The sequence below is a fragment of the Sphingomonas sp. VDB2 genome, from assembly GCF_047946695.1.
Taxonomy (GTDB): Bacteria; Pseudomonadota; Alphaproteobacteria; order Sphingomonadales; family Sphingomonadaceae; genus Sphingobium; species Sphingobium bisphenolicum.
Genome location: NZ_CP159616.1, coordinates 25674 through 46746, shown reverse-complemented (window position 1 = coordinate 46746; position 21073 = coordinate 25674). Strand labels below are relative to the sequence as shown.

Here is a 21073-nt window from a genome sequence, read left to right as displayed (position 1 = left end):
GATTTTCTCAAGCGACTCAGGCCGGCTCGAACCGCTGCAACGTCACGCGCATCCTCAAACCCCAACCGAGCCAAGCCAGCAAAGCGCTTGCGAGGCACAGGATGGCAATGGGCATGACGAGCATCCACAATGCCCAGATCGAGCCACCGCCCGCCTGACTCAACCAGGCGCCAGTGAACAGGCCGGAAAAGCCCAGACCGATCTTCGATGTCGCCGTGAACCAGCCATAGGCCCGGGCGGCGGCGGCCGGATCATCCGCCATGCCCCAATTGCCCAGTTGCTCGGAGAAGCTGGACCAGGCCAGCAGGATCACGCCACCAACGGACATTCCCAAAAGGCCAAGAATTACGGCGGCACTCCATGTCCCTTGACCGATCGCTGCGGGGAGGGCGATGGTTGCGAACGCGCTGCCCATATAAGCCACACTCAACGCTCTGGCGGACCCCATATGCGCGGCGAGAGGCGACCACAGGCCGACCGCCGCGAGGCGGACCACGGTGAGGATCAACAGGGCATAGTCGAACAACCAGCCCTGCATCGCGCCCGCATGTAGCATCGCCTTGCCCATGGAGCCCAGCGCTGCGAAACCCAGCATCTGGGCGAGACAGAATAGCGCGAGTCCGCTTAGCGACACCCCCTTGGCATGGCCCATGCGCGCGTTACGGAAAATTGGCGTCGCGGGGCGAGCCATGCGTATCAGCCAGGGAAGCGGCGCCAGCAGCAAGCAAGCCAGGCCGGCGATTCCCAGGAACATCATCCGCGCCATATGCGGTCCGATGACTGCCGTGTCGATCATCGGTAAAGCCGCCGCAGCCACCATGATTGCAGTCAGGGCGCTCAGGATCGTTCGCCACCGCGCTACGACCAGATGGCCATGGAGATTGGCGAGTACAGCCGCCGTGGCGTTGTGCGGGACGTCGAGGAGCGAGAAGGCCGTCCTGAACAGGAAAAGCGCAAAAATCGTCTCGGCTGTGGACTCGGTCGGTAACCAGGGCAGAACGATGAAGGACAGGCAGCCCAGTCCCGCCGCCAGGCCGCACAGGCTCGGCAATATCATGCGGATTGCCGCGCAGCGATTGACGATATGGCCCCAGACGCCATCTACCATCGCGTTCCAGAAGGAGGACAGCACGAACAGCGCGCCGGCCGTGACTGGCGGCATATGCAGTATCTTGATGAGGATGAAGAGGGTGAAGGCGTCGGTGCCCGCCCACAGCAGGCTCTTGCCCGCATGGGTCATGCCGAAGGCGATCGGGAGCAGGCGATTGGCGATCACAGCCGGGCCGATAGACGCCATGCGTGACAGGCTGGCGACAATCCGAATTGGGACGACGCGTCAAGCTGGACTGTTCGCCGCTACACGATATGCAATGGCGCATGACCAGTTCTCCCGATCGAAGCGCCACCCGTAGCCTTGAAGGCAACGCGGCTATTTTGGACGCCGCCCGAACCGTCATCGCGCATCGGGGACTGTCCGGCATGAGCCTGCGCACCGTTGCCGACGAGGCCGGCATATCCGTAGGCTCGATCAGCTACCGCATCGGCGATCGCGCAGCGCTGGTCCGCGCGATCGTGGACCGGGAAATCGATCTGCTCACCGCAGTCGGGCATCGCTGGCGAGAACGACTGGCCGGTGTCGATCCTGTCGCGGCGCACATCCTGCCCGACCTGATCTGCGAATGGCTCGACCTGCCCGAGCGGCGTACGTCGGCGATCGTCACTTGTGAACTCGCGCTCCTCGCCAGTCGGGACGCCCGGGCGATGCCGGACGTGAGGATCTTGCTCGACCATGGCGAGAAGCTCTGGACCGATCTGCTGGGCGTCCCGACCGACCGGCCGGGCCTGAGCCGAAGGGTCGCGCGCTATTGCCTGGACGAACAGCCCTTTTCGCTGCTGCTGGCGGATAATGTGGATTATAGGCTGTTGCGCCATTCCACGGTGCGTGGCTTGCTGCGGGACCACAGCCTGCCGGTCGGGGGCGACCGGAACGCATGGCATATGCATCTGGTCGACCGACTGGCGGTGCCGGCTGCCGCCGCACTCGGCAAGGCGGCCGAAATACCCGAGGGCGCCAAGGCTGTCATCGCCGACCATATCGCTGACGTCATCATCGCACAGGGTGTGGGCGCGCTATCGCATCGCGTCGTCGGCCACGCCTGCGCCATGGCCGCATCCAGCGTGGCGCATCATTACCCTTCCCAGCGGGACATACTTTCCGCGGGGGTGGAGGCCATCTATCGACGGATGCGCGCGGATATCCGGGCGACCAATGCCGCGGCACCGGGCAGCGGCGATGTGATCCGCCTGACCCATGATAGCGCCCTGACCGCATTGTGGAATCCCGACTTCATACCGTTCGCGATCGATATGCGGCGGCGGCGCGCGGAAAATGTGCATGTTCAGGTCGCCCAATGGTTGGGCATCGCCCCCGGCTTCGACCGTGCGCGGGTGCAGGCAATGGTCATGGCGATGATCGGCAATGGTCTCCGCGCAATGGCCGTCGGAGAAGCGCCGTTGTCCGGCCCCGATGTCACCGCACTTCTCGCGTGATGCCATACGATCGTTTTAAATTATCTTTTATATCATATATTATACTCGAACTATCGTCTTAAAACCGTCACCAATCAGCCCTAGTGCCGCCCCAACATTTACAGGGACGGAGCAAAAATCATGTCAATTCTCAAGGGAAAGCGCGCCTTTTACCTGGTTTCTACAATGCTGATGGGCGCCGCCGCGCCCTTCGGTGCGGGAATCGCCCAGGCGCAGGAAGCTGCGGAGGATACAGGCCTCACGGAAATCGTGGTGACCGCCGAGCGCCGCGCCGAAAGCAGCCAGAAGGTGCCATTGGCGATCCAGTCGATCAGCGGTGAGACGCTGGCCAAGACCGGCTACACCTCCGTCACCGACCTTCAATATACCATGCCGGGCGTGCAATATGATCCGACGCAGGGCGCCGCCTTCCAGATCCGCGGCGTCGGCAGCACCTCCTTCGACTTTTCCAACGCAAAGTCGGTCAGTGTCGTGGTCGACGATGTCGTGATGGACGGCCAGCGCGCCAATGGCTTGACCGGACTGGTCGATATCGAGCGCGTCGATGTGCTGATGGGGCCACAGGGCACGTTGTTCGGGAAGAACGCCACATCCGGCGTCATCGCGGTGACCACCGGCAAGCCCAGGATCGGCGATGCCTCCGTAAAGGCCAGCGCCAGCTTCGGCGAGCATGACGAGCGCATCCTGAACGGCACGGTGAATATCCCGCTGGGGCCGATTGCCGCATTGCGCGTGTCTGGTTTCGACCAGGCGTATGACGGCTTCGGCCGCAACGTGACGCTGAACCGCAAGGTTGGATCACAGCATGAATATGGCGGCCGCGCCAAGCTGTATCTGGAACCATCAGACAAGTTCAACCTGATGCTGTCGGGCGACTATGCCTATCATTGGGACAGCAGCGTGCGTACGCCGGTCTCTGGCCAGCCCGCCGCCGTCACCGCGATCCTCAATGAACTGGGCGTCTTCCCCGGCCCGAAGAGCGCCGACACGGCCGACTCGTCCTTTGGCCAGATCGCGACCGAGGAATGGGGCGCGTCGCTGCGCCTGAACGCCAAGCTTGGCGATCTCGACCTGACCTCGATCACCGCCTATCGCGTCACGCGCTATGACAATGCGACCCCCGCCAGCCTCGTACCTGTCGATCGTTATGCCTATATCCCGTTCAACAACGGCTATCTGGATACGCAAAAGGTCAGCCAGGAAATCCATCTCGCCTCCCCCACCGGCGGGTTCGTTGAATGGCTGGTCGGCGGCTTCTACAACGACCTGCGCGCGCGCCAGGTGCAGTTGCAATGGGGTACGCTCGGTGCGCCGTTGTACACTAACGGCGTACCCGCATCGAGGTTGTTCGCGCTAACCGGCGCGATCGGGGTGGACGCAAACGCTTCCCGCTTCGACGCACAGAACGAGACGATGGCCGCCTTCGGCCAGCTCAAATTCAACATTTCGGACCGGCTCAGCCTGACGCTGGGTGGCCGCTACACCCACGATAACAACTCACAGGGTCTGGACTTCATCACCGTCGATCCCGTGCCGATCGCGGGCTATACGCCGATCTTCGTCGGATCGAGCGCCGCCCCCGCCATCGACTATGGCAAGGTGTCGGGCGACAACTTCTCGTATCGCATCGCTCCGCAATTCCAGGTCACCGACAATGTCATGCTCTATGCGAGCTATTCGACCGGCTACAAACCGGCGGGTATCGCCTTTGTCGGCAACAAATATGCGCCCTATCGCGATGAAACGGTCAAGGCATGGGAGGCGGGCATCAAGTCCGAATGGTTCGGCCGCCGTTTGCGCGTGAACGTCGATATTTTCCGCTCGGACTTCAAGGACTTCCAGGCGACCATCCTGACCAAGATTCCCGATGGCAATGGCGGCCTGCTGGACGCGACGGTGATCGGCAACGCCGGTGGCCTGCGCACGCAGGGCGTGGAAGGCAATATCGCGGTCCAGCCGGCGCGCGGCCTGACCCTGTCAGGCGCGCTCAGCTATACCGACGCCAAGTTCACCGACTATGTCTACAACGCCACGACCGACTATACCGGATCGCGCCTGACCAACTCGCCCAAATGGTCGGGCACAGCGGCGATCGACTATGAAACCGAATTCGGCTCCGGTTTCGAAGTGCGCGCCCATGCCGACTATGCGTATCGCAGCGAATATTGGACCGTGGTGGGCCAGCCGACCTACTCGAACGTGCCGAGCTATGGCCTGGTCAACACCCGCCTGACCTTCGCGCTGCCCAGCAAGACGGTCGAGTTCGGCGTCTATGCCCGCAACCTGTTCGACACCTATTTCTCGACCGGCTGGCAGAATTACGGTGCGCTCGGCCTGCTTCACTACACATCGCCCAATGCCCGTCGCACGGTTGGCGGCTTCGTCAACGTCAGCTTCTGATTATCGGACCGGAAACACCCATCATGAAAAACTACATCGTCGGCAGTCTGGCTGCCGCTGCGCTCCTTTCAGGGGTGGCGGTGGCCCAGGCCCCGCAACCCTCTGCCGCGCCGAACGAAGACGCCCTGCAGATCAACCAGATCCAGGTGGTAGGCACCCATAACAGCTATGCCATGCCCGCTGACCCGCGCGTCATGGCGCTGATGGCGCCGCGCCTCGCCACGCTGATGCAGTCGATGGTCAAGACCCTGTCGCCTGAAAAGGCGGCCGCTATGCAGGACGAGCATCCCGGTGGCATCACCGACATGGCCAAGACCCTCGACTATGTGCAGATGCCAATTCAGGCGCAGTTGCGCAGCGGCGTGCGCAGCCTGGAAATCGACATGCAGCCCGATCCCAAGGGCGGCGCCTATGCCGATCCGCTGCCCTATCGACAGTTGCGCGAACAGGGTGCCACCGATCTCGCGCCCATCTATCGTGACGAACTCGCCAAGCCCGGCATGAAGGTCTTCCATGTCGCCGACCTTGATTTCCGCAGCCAGTGCCCGACGCTCAAATCCTGCCTGACGATCCTGAAACAATGGTCGGATTCAGAGCCGAACCACAGCCCGGTCTTCATTCTGCTGGAACCCAAATTGTCGGGCCTGGACAAGGCTATTCCCGGCGCGACGGCCGTACCGCCGTTCGACAAGGCCGCGTTCGAGGAAGTCGATGACAGCATTCGCACGATCCTGGGCCGGGACAAGGTTTTCACGCCCGACGACCTGCGCGGCGACATGCCCACGCTGGAGGCCGCCGCACTGGCCAGGCGCTGGCCGACCGTGGCGCAGGCGCGGGGCAAGTTCCTGTTCCTCTATCTGGTGCCGGGCATGAACCTCCCTGCCTTTGCCCCCTATCTTGACGGTCGCCCCTCATTGCAAGGACGCATGGCCTTCGTGCAGGGCAAGGCGGGTATGGCCCACACGGCATTCATGCTCTTCGACAACGCCCTGACGCGCGGCGCCGATATCCGCGACGCCGTGCAGAAAGGCTATCTCGTCCGCACCCGCGCCGACATCGACACGGCCGATGCTCGGAACAATGATGGCGCGCGCAGGGACGCTGCGTTGGCCAGCGGCGCGCAGATCGTCTCCACCGACTATCTCACCGCGCCCAATATCTATGCCAATGACTATCATCTGGCTCCCTTCGCCAGGGGCTGGCGATGCAATGTCCCGACATCGCGCTGCACGACGGCCAAATAACGCCCTGCCTCGCCGTAGTTGCCGCGGTTCGACCCGGCAACTTTCGCACCGGCGGCCCTGAACTTGGCATGTCCACTCGCTGGGCGTTCTCGCAATGCGGGCAGGAACCGGAAGTTGCGCTGGACGGTCCGCTGACCCTCGATCGGGCGAATGCCATTCTGGACGCTGCGTTGGCAGGAAGGGGGTTGGCCTATGTCAGCGCATGGTCTGCGGGTCTGCGGGCGGTCACTACGCTGCAGGGACGTGAATGCACGCGAGCAGTTGCAGTGAGGCATTGCCGCGCCCCAAAGCCGACCGAGCGCAAAGTCCCAACGCAAACCATGAAGCGGCGCAGCAGCAGCGGCTCAAACCCCTTGCCCTGCCAAGCCAAGGGGTGTCCAAACTGTCAGCGGAACGAAAGGCCCGTATTCCGACCCGTTCCCGGTTCTTGCCTATTATGGACGCGGTTCGGCACGCATCATCTGCGAGATTTGCTCTTCGGCAACGGTCGATTCGGCGATAAGTTGGCGCAATGCTGTCGCGGTGTCTGCCAGCAGACCGTCACTGAGAGCACGCTCGCCGTTGATAAAACGGCGGATAGCCCGCTCGTCGATGCCAAGGCGCCGCGAGAAGGATGTGATGCCACCAAAGAGCTGGACACAGTGCGCAAAATGATCCCGCCGCTCATCCGCTGATAAGGCCGCCATGATTTTTCCTTTTCTTTTTGCTGCCGGCGGCCATAGGCTTTCTTGAAATTGACGCAAGGCAGACAACGCAAAGGCCTCATCCACGCTGCGGTGTCATGCCGGGAAAATCCGGAGAAAAGCCTACTATGCCCGGATATTTTCTTCATTCTCACCGTGCCTGGTCACCGTCCGTATTTATTGCCTGAAATGGCGTTATACGCGCTCGTTCGTCATTCCGAAGCGCCGCAGCATCTGCGCCCCATCGCAAGAATGAGACTGCAGCGCGTGTGCCGTGGCATGAGCGCAACGGTTTCGCTGATCCTGGTGTTTACCATCCCCACATGGACCGCACATTGTGCGGCCCTGCACTTATCTCGTTACGCGTCGTGCAAACCCGTCCGCGCACCGCAGAACCTGTAATCGCGGCTCAGGCCAACGCCATCCTGCCTTCTCCAGCTAAGGCCTCGTCGGTGACGTACCCCGCACTCCGCTTGAATCAATAATCTTCCTTGCCTCGATCGGCCAGCTATTGCCTGTAACTTTCACATTGTCATTTTCAATATTATTAAGATATTTGCTCCATTCCCCATTTATCTTTCCACTATTATACCAATTCTGCATTGCCACATTGTCCAACGCGGTGCGTTTGGGAGCAATATGAGACTGGGTGTTGAGATTCAACCACACCCCACCCACATTATCGATGACATTGTTACGTACGGTCACATAGCGCGAACCTTCATCAAGATAGATGGCGATGCCCCCGGCCCCTGTGACATCATATATATAATTTTCCGCGATCAGGCCGCCTGGATCAGCAGACAGATGATAGATTGCGCCGCCATCGGGGAACCATTGCTTCACCCGTCCCACACGATTTCCCTTTACGACCGTATCGCGCAGCGTCGTTGGCGTATCATATACGATATTTCCCGGCTGATCATAATATCCACGCTGTTTTCGCCAATATTCTGCGCTTCCACCAGGATCATTGGCACCCCATCCCCAGCCTATATCTATGCCGTCATAGGGCGTGTCGGACACATCATTGTTCATGATGATCGTAGCAGAGGCATAGGTCACAAGAATGGCCGATTGCTCTTTATAGTCGTGCGAAACACCTTTGATGCGATTGTTGCGAATGACGATATCGCGCAATCCCATCTCCGGACGCGAGGGATGATGGGCGTCAGGCTGCACCCCGCCCGCCATGATCGCTCCCCCGGCCAGATCGATAAATTCACTGTTCGTCACCTCGATCGCCGCCGCGCCAAAACCAATGCCGCTATCATTGGCCTCCGGATTGTTGCCGATACCCAGCGCGATCTGCCCCAGTTCGGAAAATCGATCTTCGTCAAAGACGATGCGCCGCGCTGCTGCAAGCTGCACGGCAGCAGGTTGCTGACTCCAACGATTGCGCATCCGTTCGAACGACCAGCACCCCCAACTGCAATCGCGGATGGGATCGGCCGGGTAATCGACAAGTTCGCCTGCAAGGTAGGCGCCGCTCTGTTGACTGGCATAGCCATCCGGCCCGGACGGGCGTCGCCAACTCGTATGGCTGAAATGGAGCCGACGAAATTCCAGATCCCGAACGGGATCCTCATAGGTGCCAGCGATGGAAACCAGATGGTCCAGATGCGGCAGGACCACTTCGATCCGGCTCATATTCTCGCCCGGCATCGGCTTATAATAAAGCTGCCCGGCCTTGGGATCGACGAACCACTGGCCCGGATCGCGCAGAAATGCCAAGGCATTCACTAGGAACATGCGGGCCACCTCCACCGAAACCGGACGGGCAAGCGTGTCATATCCGACCAGATTGTTGCGCCAGCCAGGCTGCCGCATCACGATCCTGTCGCCGTCGATATGATCCACCACCGCATGGCGATGGGTGAACCAGCTCATCCCTTCGACTTCCAGCCTGCCCTGATCAGGCAATTTTGCGAGAAATCGCCAAGCAGGGTCACGGATTTCCAGACCCCATGGATGGAAGGCCACCGCCGATCGGGGAATTTCCACCGACGCACGCTGGACCAATCGCCCGGCAACGCTCAATTGTCGCGGGTCCATGCCGACCGGCACGCGCGCGACCCAGATATCGCGCTTCTTGTCGATTTGGCTCCAGCCCGTGACCGGGGCGCCGCCGGACAGCATGGTGCGCAGACCGGGCGCGCCTTCCCAACGTACGGTGTAGCCGTTTTGCCCACCGTCTCTGGCGTTGAAACGGAGCGGCGCCTGCAGGCGATAAACGCCTTCGGCCAGCGCCACGGTGACATCGTGATCATGATTGAGCATCCGCACCGCCTGCTGGGCACGGACCAGCGAGGCGAAGGGTCTCGTGGCTGACCCGTCCCCATCGTCCGATCCCTTTGGAGAAACATGCACGACCAGCGGCGCGGCGTCGGGGCGGTTGGGAATGACGATCCGCAGCTGATCCCCAGCCTGACGGTCACGCGCGCCGACCTGTGGGATGTCCGGCATCGGGGGCAATTGCGCCCCTGTCGGAAAAGGCCAGCCTGCAAGGGCCGCGCATATGAGAGACCACCGCATCCGCATCCACTTCCTCCGCTCATCCGTCATCTTTGGCTATCCCATTCAGGGTTCGATCGTCACAATCACCCGTCGGTACCGGGTAACAGGCGGCGTTCCCTTATCTGTGACCGACAAGATGAAATGCGCCTCGCGTCGCTCCTTGACCATCGGAGCGGTAAAATCGACCGTCACGATATTCGGCGCGATCCCCGACGGAATCGCCGACGCCCAGCCACCCACTTCGGGATAATGGAGCCAATAATAGCTCAGGCTGTCCCCGTCAGGGTCTGTCGTGCCCAGACCGCTCAGGAAGAAACGCTGTCCGGCCTTCACCGTCATCCGGTCGGGATGCGCGAGTTGGACCTTCGGTGGATGATTGGCGTCCTTATAGGCCTTGATCGCCCAGTCCATCCGCGCGGCGAAGTCGTTCTGAAAATCCGTTCGCCAGCGCCAGAGCGTGGCGCGAAAATCCCTGATCGACCGTTCGGCGGGCGCAACCGCGCGCCCGGTCGCGTTACGGGTCAACGGCGCCACGGCGTCTGTCGCGTTGGTCCAGATCGGCCGTGTCTCCTGTTCGATCGGCACCCCACCTGTAAAGCCATTGGGGTCGGTCGCCGCGGCGGCGGGCACGTAGAATTCATACCGCCCTCCCCAGCCGCCCCAGTCCGGGTGGTCCGGATCGCTCAGTCCATTGGGCAGTAAGGACAGATAAGCCGGCGTATCCCCTTCCATCCCATAGGAAACATCGGGATAGGCCGCGCCCAGCGGGCCGTGCCCTTGCTGGATATTGTCCCGTAACCAGTCGTTGTCGATGACGCTGTTGTCGATGCCTTCGATCCGGCTATGGATGCCAGTCCACGTCCCGGCGCCATAACCGCCGGGACTGACGATGTAGAAAAGCGCGGGGAAGTTCCGGCGTATCCATGCGCCGCTGTCGTCCTGATCGGAAATCGTATAGACGCGCAGGCGGCTCACAAGCCGCGCCACATCCTCAGCGGACCTCGTGGCGCGCAAGCTGTAAAGCGCTTGTGCCAAACTGTTCGCCCCGCCCCAGACCGAAATCCAAAGCGGCCGTGGATCGTCTTTCTCGATCGCCTGCACGATCAGGCGCGATCCTGCCGTGTCCCGCCCTTCGCCAACCGCCGCCATCCCATAAGCCGGCTGTCCTTCGCGCACCAGGGCGTGCAAGCGCCCAGCGCTGGGATAGCCCGGTTCGTGCAGGTTCAAATTGGGCTGCACCTTGCCATAGGCATCGATGACGCTTCGGATCGAATCCGCATGGACCGCCTGCTTCATATGAACGGACGTCGTCGCGACCAGGCCTTCCAGATCAATCTGGTTGGCGTAGAGAAATAGCCGAACGAAAGACTGTGTATCGTCCGGGTCGGCCTCGATATCGCTCAATATGACGAGCCGCTGCTTGGACGCGGATGCAACGGAAGAAGGGGGAGAGGACGCCTGCAATGCGGCCGGATGGAACATGGCCACCATCGCAGCCATGAAGGCGGTTCGTCTCATGAACACCCTCTCCCCAGTCTCATATGATTATGTCAGGCCGAATTCGGAATGACCGACCTGACACGTGACGATCAGAAACGGAAGCGCACGCCTGCGCGGTACATCCTGCCGATCACGTCATAGAGCGCCGGATTGACGAAGAACGGTGATTTTGCCGGATCGCGATCAAACAGATTATCGACCTTGAAATAGGCGGTAACCTGCGGTGTGAGATTGTAGGTGCCGCCGATGTCCATGTAAAAGGCGCCCGGCATATAGTTCTGGTCGATGGTCGGCGCAGTGTTGGTGGAGGCAGGGCAGCTACCTGGCTCGCAGACCACATATTGATGCCCCAGCACACCCGAACTGAACCAGCGTTCCTGGATCATGAACGAAAATTTGTCATTCTCGTAGCTCTGTATGGCCAGGAATTTCCAGTCGGGCGTATTGCCGGTGTTGACGCCAGCCGAATCCACTGGGATCGTGCCGATCAGGCCGGAGTCCGTCACGAATTTGCGGACATGGGTCGCCAAGCCACGCAAGGTCAGGCTGCCCGGCAGGCCCAGCGGCCGCTGCCACTGATAGCTGGCCTCGATATCGAAGCCGCTCGTATCGATCGATGCCAGGTTGAACGCCTGCACGTTGATGAAGTTCGGCCCCTGCTGGTTGTTCAGGTTGAACGCGCCACAGGTTTCGGGCCGGACATTCTGGAAACATAAATTGACGATGTCGCCCGCGCCCAGGCTGGAAATGACATCCTTGATCTTGATCTTGTAGTAATCGAACGATGCGCTGAAACCCGGCAGCCAGGATGCGCCGGAAAACGCGATGCCCGCCGTCGTATTGCGCGCAGTTTCGGGACGTAAATTGGCGTTGCCGATACTGTTCTGGATCGCCAGCACATTTCTGCCGGTGAACGGATCGAAGAAGTTGGGCAGCGTCGTGGTGACGGGCGCCGCAAACAATTCCGACAGGTTTGGCGCGCGCACGTCCTTCGACGTCACGCCGCGCAGGCGGAATCCGTCGACCGGCAGGTTCCAGGTGCCACCAACCTTCCACGCCCAGATAGTGCCGGACGTGCTGTAGTCGGTCACGCGCACCACACCATTGATGTTCGCCTTGCCCAGCGCATCGCTGTTGATGATCGGCAAGTCGGCCTCGAAGAAGGCTTCTTTCACGCCATAAGCGCCACCACCGCTCTTATAGTTGCCGGCATACCAATTATTGCCGCCCGGCAGCAGCGTGGGGTCGAACGGATAGTCCGCGGTGTTGGGGGCGAAATTCGAACCCATGCCATAGGCGTCGGCGCGCACCCGGTAGAATTCATGCCGATATTCGCCGCCGAATGCGATCGAGAGCGGACCGGCCCACAGATCGACGGGCGAACCCGAAAAGTTTATGCTGACCACGTCCTGCGTCTGGCGGGTCCTCTGGAACGGGCCGTTTTCCGGCATAATATAGTCAAGCGCCCCGGCCGACGGATTCCCGCCGAAAATGTTGAGCGGCTGACATCCGTTCGCCCGCGCGGTGGCGCTGGCGCACACGATCGATCCGTTCAACGTGGTCGCGTTGATGGCGTCGTTGAAACGATTGGTCAGCAGGATATTGGACACGTCGATGGCGGTGAAATTCACGCCATGCTCGAAATAATTATCGTAGGACCATTCGGTCCCCAGCAGGTCGAACGCGCCCTTGGCGCCGATCACGCCGCGATACTGCCGACGATCCGTATCCACGCGGGTATTGCCCAACGCAGCATTGCTGGTGCCGTAACTGAAGTTGCTGATGCCCGCGGTCGCGCACGCCGCCTTGATCGAATCGGGCACGAACGGATTGGCGCACTGGATGGTCAGGCCCGGCTTGTTCATCCCGCCGACCGGCGTGTTATGCGTTTTCACCTGACCGAAATTGAAGGTGAAATACAGTTCGTCATTGTCGGCGAAGTCGAAGCCCAAACGCGCATAGCTGTTGATACGCTTGATCGCCGACTGAAGCGTCCGACCCGCATCGACATTGCCCGACAGGTCGCCGCCAAGACAGAAGCCGGGGAAGCAGCCGTCAACGACATTCGAGCTGCCGCGCGTCGGCACGCCGTTTGAACCATAATTGAATTGAAATGGATTGCCATTCTGGTCGAAGGCCGTGCCTTGAAGCGGGCCAGCCGTGATCAAGCCATATTTGGCATAATTGATGGCCTGGGCATAATCGCGCAGCACGTAGCGCGGCGATCCGTCGTTCACGACACCGCGGTCGATCAGGCTGGTCTGCTTGAACCAGTCGCGCCCACCGGCGAGGCCGATACCGAAATCGCCGCCGCCTACGCCCTTTTCATCGGCATATTCGCCACTGACGACCAGATGCGCGCGATCGTCGAGAAAGCTGGTGCCGGCCGCCAACTGGATCAGGAACTGCTCATTGTCGCTATATCGGCTGATGCCGCCCTGGACATTGCCCTTGACGCCCTTGAACCGGGTGTCGGTAATGAAATTGACGACGCCGCCGACCGCGTCCGATCCATAGGATGCGGACGCGCCGCCATTCACCACATCGACCCTCTGGACGAGAAGTTGCGGGAACAGGCTGATGTCGGGAACGCCGGTCACATTCGCGCCGACGACACGCTGGCCATCCAGCAACGTCAGGGTACGGATCGCGCCCACGCCGCGCAGCGAGAAAGAACTCAGTCCCTGCTGCCCGCTCGACGTGCTGAACGTGTTGACTGACGTGCCGCTCGACCCCTGCAAGGAAGGCAGTTGCGCAATGGTAGTGAAGATATTGGGCTGCGCGTTGGCTTCGATCGCGCCCGAATCGATCACGGTCGTTGGCGTGGGCGCGGTATAGCCGCTGGTCTTGATACGCGATCCGGTGACGACGATGTCACTCTCGGCGGCGCGTCGCTCTGCGTCTTGAGGCGCGGCGACATCAACTGCATTTTGCGCGAAGACGGGCGCAGCGACCATGGAGGCCAGCATGGCCGCCATGCTGACCGTGGCGGACGCCATGCAGGATTTTACGACACGAAAACTGGATTGTGACATGATGCTCTCCCCTGGATTTTTCTGTCTGTCGCGGAGCAAGCTCCGGAACGGCACCTCTTCTGCCGAGCATGTCAAAGACTCGACAGAAATTTAGTTAGCGCTAACAACGTCTATTGATATCTTCCAGGATTGTTGTCAATAGTCTGACAAGACTGAAAAGATGAGGATGCCATGCGTTGGAACGACTAGTGTCACTTCATGCACGCAAGCGCGCGGATCATGGGAAATCCGCGATGTTATGCCCACGACGTCCGCTTCCGATAATTTGTGTTAACGTTATCAAGCGGTGGTTGCGATGACCCGACGCATGGGAAAAATAAGATGGACCATCATCGGCCTGTTCGTGGGCGCGATGGTCATCAACTATCTTTCGCGTTCCGTCCTGGGGGTCGCGGCGCCGATCATTCTGACGGAACAGTCGATAAACAGTGTCGAATATGGCTGGATCACGAGCGCGTTTCAGCTCGGCGTCATGTTTCAGCCAGCGGCAGGCTATTTTCTCGACAGCGTAGGATTGCGTATCGGTTTTGGCGTCTGCGTCGCCGCCTGGTCGCTCATCACAATGGCGCATGGCTTCGTCAACGGCTGGTTCGGATTTGCGGCCCTGCGAGGCTTGCTGGGATTGGCCGAGGGTTCCGCGCAACCCGCAGGCCAGAAGCTGGTGGCCGAATGGTTCCCCTCCAAGGAACGTGGGCTGGCCGGCGGCGTCTACAATATCGGCGCGTCCTTCGGCGCCGTTTTCGCGCCGCCATTGGTAGCATGGGCCGTCATGATGCACAGTTGGCGGCTGGCGTTCGTCATTGCTGGGGCCATCGGTCTGGTCTGGGCATTACTCTGGCTATTTTATTATAATAGCCCCGCCCACCACCCGCGACTGACCGCGCAGGAACGCGACTATATTACCAGTGGACAGGAGGCCCGGCTCGCCCCGCAGGCGACACGCGCGTCCATCCTGTCGCTGCTGCGCCAACGCGACCTTTGGGGGATTGCCCTACCCAGGATGCTCGCCGATCCGGTATGGGGCATGTTGTCCTTCTGGATGCCCTTATATCTGGCCCGCGTGCGCGGTTTCGATCTGACGCAGATCGCGCTCTTCGCCTGGCTACCCTTTCTCGCGGCCGATCTTGGATGCCTGTTCGGTCCGGCCGTCGTCACCTTCCTGCAACGGCGCAACGTCGACCTGATCGATGCCCGCCGCTGGACCTTCACTTTGGGCGCCGTGATGATGACCGGCATGGCCTTTGTCGGCATGGCGACGAACCCTTATGTCGCGATAGCGTTGCTCTGTCTGGGCGGGTTCGCGCATCAGACGCTGTCGGTCACCGTCATCACGATGGCGTCGGACCTCTTTCCGCGCAACATGGTGGCCACCGCGGCAGGTCTGGCCGGACTGGCGGGCAATCTGGGCGTTCTCGTCTTCACCCTCCTCCTGGGCCAGACCGTCGACCAGGTCGGCTACGGCCCATTCTTCATCATCCTTGGCCTCCTGGACCTGCTGGGCGCCATTCTCTTGTGGACGTTGATACGCAAACCGGCATGAACATCATCTCAAATCCCATCCTTCCGGGTTTTAATCCCGATCCATCGATCCTGCGGGTTGGCGATGATTTCTACATCGCGACATCGACCTTCGAATGGTATCCGGGCGTGCAGATTTACCATAGCCGTGATCTGAAACATTGGCGGCTGATCGGCCGCCCATTGGCGCGCGCGTCACAACTGGACATGCGCGGCGTGCCCGATTCCTGCGGCGTCTGGGCGCCCGACCTCAGCTATGCCGATGGCCGCTTCTGGCTCATCTTCACCAATGTGAAGCGGTACGGCGTCACCACGGTCAACGGCGCGAAGGGCGCGTCATTGCGCGACTTCCCCAATTATGTCGTCTATTGCGACCAGATTGACGGCGACTGGTCGGACGCCGTCCACCTCAACAGCAGCGGTTTTGATCCCGCCTTGTTTCACGACGAGGACGGGCGAAGCTGGATGCTGAACATGCTCTGGGATCACCGTCCCGGCCGCGGCCGTTTCGCGGGCATCCAGATCCAGGAACTGGATCGCACCGCCCTGAAACTCGTTGGCCAGCCCCATCTGATTTTCGAAGGAACCGATCTGGGTTTCACGGAAGGCCCCCACATCTACAAGCGCGACGGATGGTATCATCTTTTGGTGGCGGAAGGCGGCACCGGCTGGGATCATGCGGTGGTGATGGCCCGTTCCCGCGACCTGCTGGGTCCATATGCGATTCACCCCGACGCCGTGGTACTGACAGCGGCCGGCAATCGCGAAGGGCCGCTTACGCGCACAGGCCATGGCGACTTGGTGGAACTGAAGGATGGCACGCCGTGGCTCGCCTATCTGTGCGGACGGCCCATCCCGAAGCGAGAGCGATGTATCCTTGGCCGCGAGACGGCGATCCAGCCGATGCGATGGCATGACGATGGATGGCTCCGAACGCTGGACGGCAGCGCACAGCCGATGGAGGCCCCTGAGGCACCCGAACTGCCGTCGATGCCCTGGCCCCAGAACAGATGGGATGGCGGCTTTGATCGCGGGGATTTACCCCCAGAATTTCAATGGTTACGCACCCCCGTGCCGGAGCGGCTTTTCAGCCTGTCCGAACGGCCCGGCTTCCTGAGACTGCATGGCCGGGAAACCGTCGGCAGCCATTTCGAACAGGCGCTTGTCGCCCGCCGGCTGGAACATGGTCGCTTCACCGCGACGACATGCGTGGACTTTTCGCCCTGTTGCTTTCAGCAGGCAGCGGGCCTCATCCTCTACTATAACAGCACGAAATTTTACTATCTGAGCATCAGCAAGGAAGCGGACGTTCGCGAGTTACAGCTGATGATCGCATCGCCCGCCCTTGCGGAAGGCATTACTATCGAGGTGATCGGACCGCTGCCGGAAGGATCGATCGAGCTAAGGGCACAAGTCGACGGAGATGCGCTGATCTTCGGTTGGCGGAGCGAAGGGGCATCAATCTGGCATATACTGCCCCAACAACTCGATGCGACGATCCTCTCGGATGAGGTCACTTGTCCCGGCCTTCCCAATTTCACCGGGACCTTCGTCGGCATGGCCTGTCAGGATTTGTCCGGCACGGCGACCCCAGCCGATTTCGCCTGGTTCCTCTATGAAGGTAATGACGACATATGCGCGCCGGTCGATTGACGCTCGACGATCCTGTGATCGAGGATGGTTTCGCGCGGGACGCGCGATTTGCCCTTTTTCGCCGCGATTTCGGCGATCAAGAGGCTCAGCGCTTCGGCCGCGAGTTCGCGCACAGGTTGATGGACCGTAGTCAACGGGGGCCACAGCGTGCTCGCCAGGGTGGTATCGTCGAACCCTGCCACAGCGAGTTCGGTCGGAACGTCCAGATGCCGCCGATGCGCTACAGAAACGACCGCGGCGGCCATGTCATCATTACTTGCGAAAATGGCGGTCGGCCGCTTGGGCAATGTCAACAGATGCTCGGCTGCGGCCAGTCCCGACGCATAGGTGAAGTCGCCCTGAACTACATGGACCTCCACCCCACCGGTTTCACGGACCGCTGCATAGAATCCGGCCATCCGTTCCGCGCTCGCCGCTTGGTCGGGGTTGCCCAATATGAAACCCAGTTGCCGGTGGCCCAGATCAAGCAGCAACCGGGCCATCTGGTAGGACGCCGCGCGATCGTCGATGCGAACGCAGATCGTACCGGGCGTCTGATAGGCCCCCACCGCCGCCATAGCGCATCCTGCATCCCGCAGCACGCGCAGCACATCGGGCGCCTCCCCCAGCGGGGGCGCCAGCAAAGCGCCGCTCAGCCCGGATGCAACCAGATCTTCAATGGCTTCGACCGCCGGAGGGCGCCCGCCTTCTCCTTTCAGCAACATCAGTCTGGCGCCGCGCGACGACGCCTCCTCGAAGACGCCCGTCAAAAACTCGCTCATGAAGGCGGCGCTCGCATTGGAATAGATGATGCCGATCCGCAATTCCGTCGAATTCACCAGATTGCGCGCCGCGACATTGGGCGTGTAGGCAAGCGCCTTGATGGCGTCCTCGACAGCCGCGCGCGTTTCCGCGCTGACGCCCGATCGCCCATTGATGACCCGCGATACGGTCATCGAGGAAACCCCGGCGCGCTTTGCAACATCCACTATGGTCGCGCCACGCCCCACCTGCTGCGATCGTGCCATGTTTTTCCTTACGCGCTCCCAAATCGATCAGCCGACCTAAAACATGGACCGGCATCGGCAAAGCAGGAAATACGGGCCTTCCTTCAAGGCCCCTCCCATCGATCACAGCCAACTGTCGGCGAAAACAGCAAGGCGGACCCAATCCTAAAGGGGAAGCGCACCGTATCATCCTCTCCTGACGTCCATCCATAAGGACCATCTTCATGCGCCGCTCGCTCCTTGCCTTTTTCCTCCTCAGCGCCATGGCGGCGCCAGCCCTGTCGCAGGACGCACCCGGCGCCAATCCCGTCATCCGAGACAAGTTCACCGCGGACCCTGCGCCGATGGTCGATGGGAACCGTCTCTATCTCTATGTCGGCCATGACGAGGCGCAACGGGACGAAATGTTCAACATGCGCGAATGGCTCGTCTATTCAACCACCGACATGCGACATTGGACCGACCATGGCCCGATCATGAACGTGTCCGACTTCAAATGGGCCAAGAAGGACGCCTGGGCGTCGCAGACCATCAAGAAGAATGACAAATACTGGTTTTACGCTGCAGTCGAACATGACGGCACGCATCCGGGCAAGGCGATCGCTGTGGCGGTTGCCGACAAGCCCACCGGCCCGTTCGTCGATGCTAAGGGATCGGCGCTCATCACCAACCAGATGACGCCCAAGGGCACGCATAGTTGGGAGGATATCGACCCAACCGTCTTTACCGACGATGACGACGTCACGTGGATCGCCTGGGGCAATCGCCAATGCTATATCGCGAAGCTCAAGCCCAACATGATCGAGATCGACGGGCCGATCCGCGAGATCACACCGCCGCATTTCGAGGAAGGGCCCTGGCTGCACAAGCGGGGCAAGCTCTATTATCTGACCTACGCCTCGCTCGACCGCGCCACCCATCGCGACGAGCGTATCTCCTACGCTACGGCACCGTCGCTCGGCGGCCCCTGGACCTATCGCGGGGAATTGACCGGGTCGGGCAAATACAGTTTCACCATCCACGCCGGCATCACCGAGTTCAAGAAACAATGGTATATTTTCCTGCACAATGCAGCGCTCGCCATCGGCGACCAGAGTGGCGCGATCGGGCGTCGTGCCGTGACGGTGGAGCGGCTGGAATATGAGTCGGACGGCACCATGAAGACTGTCGTGCAAACGGAGGCCGGTGTCACGGCCAGTGATCCGGAAACATAAACACAGCTTGCGCCGAACATTCATAGCGGATTATGTTAGCGCTAACGATAGATGCGGCGCGCGTCAGCGCAGCAGTGGGAGGAGAGAATAATCATGGCCCGACGTACTTTGCGCCTGTCTGCGCTCATGCCTTCGATACTGTCTCTGTCTCTGTCGCTGTTCGCCGCCTCCGCCCACGCCGCCCCGGCGCGGTTCGAACGCTTTACCTATAAAGGGCATTCGACGGAAAAGGTCGTGGTCAAGCCCGGTGAATATCGCAATCCGATCCTGACCGGCTATTATCCGGACCCGTCGGTGACACGTGTTGGCGACGACTATTATCTCGTCAATTCGTCCTTCGCCCATTATCCGGGCCTGCCGATCTTCCGGTCGAAGGATCTGGTCAACTGGACCCAGATCGCCAATGCCATCGACCGGCCCGAACAGTTGAATTTCGATGGCCGTCGGACCTCGCAGGCGGTGTTCGCGCCCGATATCAGTTATCACGACGGCACCTTCTACATCGTCAACACCTGCGTCGAATGTAAGGGCAATTTCGTCATCACCGCCCGAGACCCGGCCGGCCCCTGGTCCAACCCGCTCTGGCTGCCCTTCGAAGGGATCGATCCGTCCATCTATTGGGAGGGCGACAAGGCCTATATCGTCAACAACCGCGCGCCCGACGAAGCGCCCCGCTACGACGGACATCGCGCCATCTGGATTCAGGAATATGACTGGCGCACCGGCAAGATGGTGGGGGAAAGCACCCAACTCATCAACGGCGGCGTCGACATCGCCAGGAAGCCGGTCTGGATCGAAGGACCGCATATCTTCCGCAAGGAAGGCTATTATTATCTGACTGCGGCCGAAGGCGGCACCAGCGTCAACCATTCGCAAGTCGTCTTTCGCTCGAAAGACTTACGCGGCCCCTATGTCCCGTTTGACGGCAACCCGATCCTTACACAGCGCGATCTTGATCCGGCGCGGCCCGACATGATCGGCTCGGCCGGCCATGCCGAACTTGTCCAGACGCAAAATGGCGACTGGTGGGCGACCTTCCTGGCCGTCCGCCCCTATGACGGCGACGATCATTATAATATCGGCCGCGAAACCTTCCTGCTGCCGGTGGAGTGGAAGGACGGATGGCCGATCATCCTGCCACGCGGGCAGGCCATCCCCCATGTCCTCAAGGCGCCCAATCTGCCCGCCCAAGCCAAGCCTATTTTGCCCACCAGCGGCGATTTCGCCTATATCGAAGAATTCGACGGCGCGGCGCTGCCGATGGAATGGGTCGGCATCCGTACACCGCAAAAGCCCTTCTACCACCTCACGGGCGGCGCGCTGGCGCTGGAAAGCGGCGCGTCCCTTGGTGACCTGAACGGCGTTCCCGCCTTCATCGGACGGCGGCAACAGCATAGTAACGCCACCTTCTCCACCACGCTGCGCTACACCCCGGCCAAGGATGGCGACCGCGCCGGCCTTGCCGCCGTACAGAGCGATCGCAGCAACCTCTTCTTCGGCCTCACCCGGATCGCGGGCAAGCCGGTGGTCGCCCTGTACACCCGTGACACGGCGGATGCCGACACGCTGGTCGCCTCCGCACCCGTCGCCACTAGCGGCCCTGTGACCCTCACCATCCGCGCGACCGGCGGAACGATCGCCTTCGACTATGGCGTCGATGGCGCTATTAAGACGCTGAAGGCTGACGTCGACGCCACCCTGCTCAGTACGAAAAAAGCGGGCGGCTTCGTCGGCACGGTCGTTGGCCCCTATCACTACATGCCGGCCAACTGA

14 protein-coding genes are annotated in these 21073 nt (G+C 61.0%); 8 read left to right on the top strand and 6 right to left on the bottom strand.

Going from position 1 to position 21073, the window contains the following annotated elements; all coding sequences use genetic code 11:
• Positions 1-16: 16 nt before the first annotated feature.
• Positions 17-1297 (bottom strand): MFS transporter, encoded by a 1281-nt coding sequence (locus ABT375_RS18775; RefSeq protein ID WP_416465406.1) that lies wholly within the window; start codon positions 1295-1297, stop codon positions 17-19.
• Positions 1298-1377: 80 nt separating this feature from the next.
• Between ABT375_RS18775 and ABT375_RS18770 the strand changes: the two genes are divergently transcribed.
• The 3 genes from ABT375_RS18770 to ABT375_RS18760 all read left to right on the top strand — a co-directional run bounded on the left by ABT375_RS18770 (position 1378) and on the right by ABT375_RS18760 (position 6194).
• Positions 1378-2550, top strand: coding sequence for a TetR/AcrR family transcriptional regulator (locus ABT375_RS18770; RefSeq protein WP_261937082.1), 1173 nt, complete (start codon positions 1378-1380; stop codon positions 2548-2550).
• A gap of 120 nt (positions 2551-2670) precedes the next feature.
• The gene (locus ABT375_RS18765) at positions 2671-4950 is read left to right on the top strand and encodes a TonB-dependent receptor (RefSeq protein ID WP_416465405.1); all 2280 of its coding nucleotides are present in this window, start codon (positions 2671-2673) and stop codon (positions 4948-4950) included.
• A gap of 23 nt (positions 4951-4973) precedes the next feature.
• A complete protein-coding gene (locus ABT375_RS18760; RefSeq protein WP_416465403.1) occupies positions 4974-6194 on the top strand; it encodes a Ca2+-dependent phosphoinositide-specific phospholipase C in 1221 nt (406 codons plus the stop codon).
• A 434-nt stretch (positions 6195-6628) separates the two neighbouring features.
• Here the strand turns inward: ABT375_RS18760 and ABT375_RS18755 are convergent, their stop codons facing one another.
• The 4 genes from ABT375_RS18755 to ABT375_RS18740 all read right to left on the bottom strand — a co-directional run bounded on the left by ABT375_RS18755 (position 6629) and on the right by ABT375_RS18740 (position 13863).
• A complete protein-coding gene (locus tag ABT375_RS18755) occupies positions 6629-6964 on the bottom strand; it encodes a hypothetical protein (RefSeq protein ID WP_416465401.1) in 336 nt (111 codons plus the stop codon).
• 351 nt (positions 6965-7315) lie between these two features.
• Positions 7316-9343 (bottom strand): right-handed parallel beta-helix repeat-containing protein, encoded by a 2028-nt coding sequence (locus ABT375_RS18750; protein WP_416465400.1) that lies wholly within the window; start codon positions 9341-9343, stop codon positions 7316-7318.
• Positions 9344-9457: 114 nt separating this feature from the next.
• Positions 9458-10912 (bottom strand): nucleoside hydrolase-like domain-containing protein, encoded by a 1455-nt coding sequence (locus ABT375_RS18745; protein WP_416465398.1) that lies wholly within the window; start codon positions 10910-10912, stop codon positions 9458-9460.
• Between the two features lie 71 nt (positions 10913-10983).
• Positions 10984-13863 carry a TonB-dependent receptor plug domain-containing protein gene (locus ABT375_RS18740; RefSeq protein WP_416465396.1) on the bottom strand — a complete coding sequence of 960 codons (2880 nt, stop codon included), beginning with the start codon at positions 13861-13863 and terminating at the stop codon, positions 10984-10986.
• Between ABT375_RS18740 and ABT375_RS18735 the strand changes: the two genes are divergently transcribed.
• The 3 genes from ABT375_RS18735 (at position 13862) to ABT375_RS18725 (ending at position 17100) form a co-directional block, all read left to right on the top strand.
• The gene (locus ABT375_RS18735) at positions 13862-14023 is read left to right on the top strand and encodes a hypothetical protein (RefSeq protein WP_416465394.1); all 162 of its coding nucleotides are present in this window, start codon (positions 13862-13864) and stop codon (positions 14021-14023) included. The two genes, ABT375_RS18740 and ABT375_RS18735, sit on opposite strands and share 2 nt — an antisense overlap.
• Positions 14024-14224: 201 nt before the next feature.
• Positions 14225-15469 carry an MFS transporter gene (locus tag ABT375_RS18730; RefSeq protein ID WP_416465392.1) on the top strand — a complete coding sequence of 415 codons (1245 nt, stop codon included), beginning with the start codon at positions 14225-14227 and terminating at the stop codon, positions 15467-15469.
• Positions 15466-17100, top strand: coding sequence for a glycoside hydrolase family 43 protein (locus tag ABT375_RS18725; RefSeq protein ID WP_416465390.1), 1635 nt, complete (start codon positions 15466-15468; stop codon positions 17098-17100). The genes ABT375_RS18730 and ABT375_RS18725 overlap by 4 nt, the downstream gene beginning before the upstream one ends.
• On the opposite strand, the gene ABT375_RS18720 is transcribed toward ABT375_RS18725, so the two are convergent.
• Positions 17061-18107 (bottom strand): LacI family DNA-binding transcriptional regulator, encoded by a 1047-nt coding sequence (locus ABT375_RS18720; protein WP_416465388.1) that lies wholly within the window; start codon positions 18105-18107, stop codon positions 17061-17063. The two genes, ABT375_RS18725 and ABT375_RS18720, sit on opposite strands and share 40 nt — an antisense overlap.
• 203 nt (positions 18108-18310) lie before the next feature.
• Between ABT375_RS18720 and ABT375_RS18715 the strand changes: the two genes are divergently transcribed.
• Both ABT375_RS18715 and ABT375_RS18710 read left to right on the top strand, forming a co-directional pair.
• On the top strand, positions 18311-19300 hold the full coding sequence (locus ABT375_RS18715) for a glycoside hydrolase family 43 protein (RefSeq protein WP_416465386.1): 990 nt from the start codon (positions 18311-18313) through the stop codon (positions 19298-19300).
• A gap of 126 nt (positions 19301-19426) precedes the next feature.
• A complete protein-coding gene (locus ABT375_RS18710) occupies positions 19427-21073 on the top strand; it encodes a glycoside hydrolase family 43 protein (RefSeq protein ID WP_416465866.1) in 1647 nt (548 codons plus the stop codon).

Excerpts from the sequence above, each read along its gene's own strand:
- ABT375_RS18775 (WP_416465406.1), bottom strand. The coding sequence starts at position 1,297 with ATGGCGTCTATCGGCCCGGCTGTGATCGCCAATCGCCTGCTCCCGATC.
- ABT375_RS18770 (WP_261937082.1), top strand. The coding sequence starts at position 1,378 with ATGACCAGTTCTCCCGATCGAAGCGCCACCCGTAGCCTTGAAGGCAAC.
- ABT375_RS18765 (WP_416465405.1), top strand. The coding sequence starts at position 2,671 with ATGTCAATTCTCAAGGGAAAGCGCGCCTTTTACCTGGTTTCTACAATG.
- ABT375_RS18760 (WP_416465403.1), top strand. The coding sequence starts at position 4,974 with ATGAAAAACTACATCGTCGGCAGTCTGGCTGCCGCTGCGCTCCTTTCA.
- ABT375_RS18750 (WP_416465400.1), bottom strand. The coding sequence starts at position 9,343 with ATGCCGGACATCCCACAGGTCGGCGCGCGTGACCGTCAGGCTGGGGAT.
- ABT375_RS18745 (WP_416465398.1), bottom strand. The coding sequence starts at position 10,912 with ATGAGACGAACCGCCTTCATGGCTGCGATGGTGGCCATGTTCCATCCG.
- ABT375_RS18735 (WP_416465394.1), top strand. The coding sequence starts at position 13,862 with ATGGCCGCCATGCTGACCGTGGCGGACGCCATGCAGGATTTTACGACA.
- ABT375_RS18740 (WP_416465396.1), bottom strand. The coding sequence starts at position 13,863 with ATGCTGGCCTCCATGGTCGCTGCGCCCGTCTTCGCGCAAAATGCAGTT.
- ABT375_RS18730 (WP_416465392.1), top strand. The coding sequence starts at position 14,225 with ATGACCCGACGCATGGGAAAAATAAGATGGACCATCATCGGCCTGTTC.
- ABT375_RS18725 (WP_416465390.1), top strand. The coding sequence starts at position 15,466 with ATGAACATCATCTCAAATCCCATCCTTCCGGGTTTTAATCCCGATCCA.
- ABT375_RS18720 (WP_416465388.1), bottom strand. The coding sequence starts at position 18,107 with ATGGCACGATCGCAGCAGGTGGGGCGTGGCGCGACCATAGTGGATGTT.
- ABT375_RS18715 (WP_416465386.1), top strand. The coding sequence starts at position 18,311 with ATGCGCCGCTCGCTCCTTGCCTTTTTCCTCCTCAGCGCCATGGCGGCG.
- ABT375_RS18710 (WP_416465866.1), top strand. The coding sequence starts at position 19,427 with ATGCCTTCGATACTGTCTCTGTCTCTGTCGCTGTTCGCCGCCTCCGCC.